Source organism: Archangium sp. (genome assembly GCF_036388035.1).
Taxonomy (GTDB): Bacteria; Myxococcota; Myxococcia; order Myxococcales; family Myxococcaceae; genus Archangium.
In genome coordinates this window covers 1-3,928 of record NZ_DASVSO010000251.1, presented here as the reverse complement: position 1 = coordinate 3,928, position 3,928 = coordinate 1, and the positions used below count along the sequence as shown (strand labels likewise).

Sequence of the window (3,928 nt, the reverse complement as noted above, 5' to 3'; positions counted from 1 at the left end):
GTTTCGCTCGGTGGACGGGGGCTCGGAGGGGGCCATGAGGGAAGATTTCATCATGGCCCTCGCCCCGTGCAATCCCGAGACCGAAGTCCGGGTTGCTTCAGAGCGCCAGCAGCGTCTGCTCGATGGGGCGCGGCAGGTCCTCGGCGAAGAAGCGCACGCGCAGGTTCCGGTCGGGATCCCAGCCCTTCGTCCTGCTCGCGTGGAGCTCCAGCACGGCGAAGTTCCGCCGGAAGAGCAGCAGTCCATCCGGATTGCCCGGCAGCTCCAGCAGCCTGCCCGTGAAGAGATCCTGGTACATGTCGACCGCCTCGGGACCGATGCCCAGCTCCACCATCCTCCGGATGAGACCGTCCGGAGGCTCGGAGCTGATGCCACTGGACACCACCTGGGTGATCTCCGGCTGGTCCAGGTCCCCCCGCTTGTGGAAGGGCATCCGGGAGCGCAGCCGCGCCGTCGTCCCCACATGGACGTCTCCGCCCAGGAGCGTCACCTCCGTCCCCCGCGAGCGCTTGCGGAACTCGAAGAGCCGGTTGAGCAGCTTGCGCAACTCCTCGCCATTGTTGGGCGCCATCCACGAGTCCCGCACGTCCCCCAGGAGCGAGTTGAGCCCGAGCTTCTCGAGGAGCTTGCTGGCCGCCGCCACCTTCGCGTGCAGCGGAGGGATGCCCGTGATGACGTAGAGCCGCTTGAGCCCGGCGGACACCTGGGACTCCAGCCACGCATCCACCTCGTCCCATTGCCGGCGGCCGATGATGGTCTGGTCCTTCCAGCTCCGGTGGGTCCGCGCGTCGAGCACCAGGAAGCCGACGTCGTTGCTCACCCACCCGAAGCCGTAGGAGTCGCTGAACCGGGGCGGGTTGTGGCGCGCCTGGAACTCCTCGAAGGCCGTCCTCGCGGCCTCGAAGAAGGCCCGGTCCGCCGGAGTCACCTCGTCGAACGAGCCCCACCCGTCGAAGATCTCATGGTCGTCCCACATCATCAGCGAGGGCACCGAGCCGAGCACCGCGGCGATCTCCGGCCGCTGCCACGTGTCGCAATACAGGTCGCGGAAGGACTCCCGCAGCCGGGGCATCAGCTCCGCGTTCTCCGGCGTCAGGTGGTCGTCCAGGTCCTGGCGCTGCCACTCCTCGCGGATGTGGTCCGCGTAGACCTGATCGCCCACGTGCAGCAGCAGATCCACCTCCCCCGCGGCGATGACCTCGCCCAGCCGCTTCCACATCGCATGGCGCCGGCCGTGATCGCTCACCGTGTGGCCGCCATTGCAGCTCACCAGCCCCACCCGCAGGGGCTGGCCGGGCGCGGGCAGCAGCCGGAAGCGGCGGAGTCCCTCGGACTGGGAGAGCCGCGCGAGCGGGGGCAGCCCCTCCTCCGTGGTCGCGACGGCCACCGCGTACTCGACCGTGGAGGACTCGGCGAGCCCCTCGAGGTCGAACGCGCCATGGAGGAAGGAGGAGGCCTCGGGCCGGTGCAGCCGAAGGGTGCGCTCCTGGAAGGCGCCCTCCCCCGCGCGGAAGGCGAGCCGGGCGTGGGCCAGGCCCTCCTTCGTGGTGATGCAGATGCGGGCCGTGGTGCTGGTGCAGCAACCCACGGTGGTGATCAACGGCTTCGGCATGGTTCCTCCCGCGCGTTGCCCCCAGCATCCCATGCCAGGAAGCACGAGGCGCTGAGCGCGACTCACGGGGAGCAGGAGACGCCTCCTGGACGGGGCTCCCCCTGTCTCCCGGCCCACCAGGCAGGCATCCCGGGGCCCCTGGAGTGGCCCGGAGAGGGTTCCAGTCCGAACGGACGGGGAGTCCTACACCAACGCCTGCCCAGGCTCCGATTCCGGCCTCCGGGCCGGCATGAATTCGTCCTTTCGACGGTTACAACGGGTCCGCACCGTCTGTCTCAGCGAATTCAACGTGTCGCGCGCCTTCCGGCCGCCTACCCCTTCCGCTAGAAAGCGCCCCCCATGTTCACCATCATCAACGTCTCCAAGGCCTACGGGCCCAAGAAGCTCTTCGAGGAGGTCAACGTCGCCTTCTCGCCCGGCCGCCGCTACGGCCTCACCGGCCCCAACGGGGCGGGCAAGTCCACGTTCATGAAGATCCTCGCCGGAGACGAGGAGGCGGACATGGGCACCATCTCCCGGCCCAAGAAGCTGGGCATCCTCCGCCAGGACCACTTCCGCTACGAGAACGACCGCGTCCTCGACGTCGTCCTCATGGGCAACAAGGCCCTGTGGGACGTCATGAAGGAGAAGGACGCCATCCTCGCCAAGCCCGACATCAGCGACGAGGACGGCAACCGGCTGGGCGAGCTGGAGATGGTCATCGCCGAGGAGGACGGCTACAGCGCCGAGTCCGAGGCGGCCGCGCTGCTCGAGGGTCTCGGCATCCCCACGGAGAGCCACGAGGGGCCGATGAAGCAGCTCACCGGCGGCCTCAAGCTGCGCGTGCTGCTCGCCCAGGCGCTCTTCGGCAAGCCCCAGGGCCTGCTGCTCGACGAGCCCACCAACAACCTGGACATCGACTCCATCCGCTGGCTGGAGACGTTCCTCATGGCGTTCGAGGGCGTGCTCATCACCATCAGCCACGACCGGCACTTCCTCAACTCCATCTGCACGCACATCGCCGACATCGATTACGAGACCATCATCCAGTACAACGGTGGCTACGATGACATGGTGAGGCAGAAGTCCCAGCTGCGCAGCCGGGTCGAGTCCGAGGTCTCCGAGAAGAAGAAGAAGATCGCCCAGCTGCAGGACTTCGTCGCCCGCTTCCACGCCGGCACGCGCGCCTCCCAGGTGCAGAGCCGCATCAAGCAGATCGACAAGCTGAAGACGGATGACCTCAAGCGCTCGAACATCGCGCGCCCCTTCATCCGCTTCGACCAGAAGCAGGCCAGCGGCAAGCAGACGCTCCAGTTCGAGGGGCTCGCCAAGAGCTACGACGGCCAGAAGGTCGTCCAGCCCTTCAGCGGCCTGGTGTGCAAGGGCGAGAAGATCTGCGTCATCGGCCGCAACGGCGTGGGCAAGTCCACGCTGGTGAAGATGCTCGCCGGGCAGCTCGAGCCGGACAAGGGGACGATCACCCTGGGCCACCAGGCCTCGCTGGGCTACCTGCCGCAGGACCACCACGGCACCATCCGCAAGGGCACCACCGCCTTCGAGTGGCTGCGCGACATCAACACCAAGCTCACCAACGAGGAGATCTCCGGGGTGATGGGCCGGATGCTCTTCTCGGGCGAGGAGCGGATGAAGCCCACGGACACCCTGTCCGGTGGTGAGACGGTGCGCCTGCTGCTGTGCCGGCTGATGCTCAACATGGACAACGTGCTGGTGCTCGACGAGCCCACCAACCACCTGGACCTGGAGTCCATCAGCGCGCTGGCCGAGGGCCTTCAGAAGTACGAGGGCACCGTCATCGTCGTGACGCACGACCAGGAGCTCATCTCCGAGGTGTCCACCCGCATCTGGAGCCTGGAAGAGGGCAAGCCCATCAACGACTTCAACGGCAACTTCGCCGAGTTCCTCGAGAAGAACCCGCGCCACGTCGCCCCGCGGCGCTAGCGCGTGCGAGCGCCCGGCGGAGTCATGAGACCCGCCGGACGCTCGAGCCGCGTGCTCACCGGTTGGAGCGGCGCAGCAGGAACAGCCCCAGCCCGAAACCCGAGGCCCAGGTGGCCGCGGCCCCCAGCGGGGACATGCGGGCCGGCTCGGGCCGAGGCGGAGGCGTGGGGAGCAGACGCTCCTCGAGCTCCTTCTGCTCCTGGCGCCGCTTCTGGCCCTTGGTCATCGTGGGGCCGCCCTGGCCCGGACGCTTCTGGCCCGGTGCCTTGCCCTCGGGCGAGCGGTGCTCGAGCACGGCGTTGATCTCCGCGCCCAGCAGGATGACCTGCGAGGAGATCCACATCCACAGCAGCATCACGATGACGCCGCCGAGCGCGC

General features: G+C 68.1%; 3 protein-coding genes. 1 reads left to right on the top strand and 2 read right to left on the bottom strand.

Annotation, left to right across the window (positions count from 1 at the left end):
- Positions 1-97: 97 nt before the first annotated feature.
- Positions 98-1,612, bottom strand: coding sequence for an alkaline phosphatase D family protein (locus VF697_RS10850; protein ID WP_331093986.1), 1,515 nt, complete (start codon positions 1,610-1,612; stop codon positions 98-100).
- A gap of 339 nt (positions 1,613-1,951) precedes the next feature.
- Here VF697_RS10850 and VF697_RS10845 point away from each other — a divergent pair, with 339 nt between their 5' ends.
- Entirely contained in the window at positions 1,952-3,550 is a 1,599-nt protein-coding gene (locus VF697_RS10845; protein WP_331093983.1) for an ABC-F family ATP-binding cassette domain-containing protein, read from the top strand.
- Between the two features lie 55 nt (positions 3,551-3,605).
- On the opposite strand, the gene VF697_RS10840 is transcribed toward VF697_RS10845, so the two are convergent.
- On the bottom strand, positions 3,606-3,928 hold a 323-nt coding region (locus VF697_RS10840), incomplete at its 5' end, for a YhjD/YihY/BrkB family envelope integrity protein (protein WP_331093981.1).

Coding starts and splice junctions, on each gene's coding strand:
- VF697_RS10850 (WP_331093986.1), bottom strand. CDS start 1,612: ATGCCGAAGCCGTTGATCACCACCGTGGGTTGCTGCACCAGCACCACG.
- VF697_RS10845 (WP_331093983.1), top strand. CDS start 1,952: ATGTTCACCATCATCAACGTCTCCAAGGCCTACGGGCCCAAGAAGCTC.